Source organism: Candidatus Pantoea multigeneris, from assembly GCF_011752615.1.
Lineage (GTDB): Bacteria > Pseudomonadota > Gammaproteobacteria > Enterobacterales > Enterobacteriaceae > Pantoea > Pantoea multigeneris.
The window spans coordinates 1-929 of the sequence record NZ_VWXF01000027.1 but is presented as its reverse complement, the minus strand read 5'-3'; the positions used below and the strand labels follow the sequence as shown (position 1 = coordinate 929).

Annotated in this window: 1 protein-coding gene; it reads left to right on the top strand. The window is 53.8% G+C overall.

The annotated features are described in order from the left end of the window. Positions 1-929 (top strand): elongation factor Tu (tuf, locus tag F3J40_RS24560; protein WP_167018779.1); only part of this gene is annotated, 929 nt, incomplete at both ends.

The following is a 929-nucleotide window of genomic DNA, read 5'->3' as shown; positions in this document are numbered from 1 at the left end:
GCACACGTTGACTGCCCAGGCCACGCCGACTATGTGAAAAACATGATCACCGGTGCTGCGCAGATGGACGGCGCGATCCTGGTTGTTGCTGCAACTGATGGCCCAATGCCACAGACTCGTGAGCACATCCTGCTGGGTCGTCAGGTTGGCGTTCCTTACATCATCGTGTTCCTGAACAAGTGCGACATGGTTGATGATGAAGAGCTGCTGGAGCTGGTTGAGATGGAAGTACGTGACCTGCTGTCACAGTACGAATTCCCAGGCGACGACACTCCAATCGTTCACGGTTCAGCGCTGAAAGCACTGGAAGGTGACGCAGAGTGGGAAGCTAAAATCATCGAGCTGGCTGGCCACCTGGATGAGTACATCCCGGACCCAGTACGTGCAATCGACCTGCCGTTCCTGCTGCCAATCGAAGACGTATTCTCAATCTCAGGCCGTGGTACTGTTGTAACCGGTCGTGTTGAGCGCGGTATCGTTAAAGTAGGCGACGAAGTTGAAATCGTTGGTATCAAGGACACTGCTAAGTCTACTTGTACCGGTGTTGAAATGTTCCGTAAGCTGCTGGACCAGGGTCAGGCAGGCGAGAACTGTGGTGTTCTGCTGCGTGGTATCAAGCGTGAAGACATCCAGCGTGGCCAGGTACTGGCTAAGCCGGGTTCAATCAAGCCACACACCAAGTTCGAGTCAGAAGTTTACGTTCTGTCTAAAGACGAAGGCGGCCGTCATACTCCGTTCTTCAAAGGCTACCGTCCACAGTTCTACTTCCGTACAACTGACGTAACTGGTTCAGTAGAACTGCCAGAAGGCGTTGAGATGGTAATGCCAGGCGACAACATCAAAATGGTTGTTACCTTGATCCACCCAATCGCGATGGACCAGGGTCTGCGCTTCGCAATCCGCGAAGGCGGCCGTACCGTTGGTGCAGG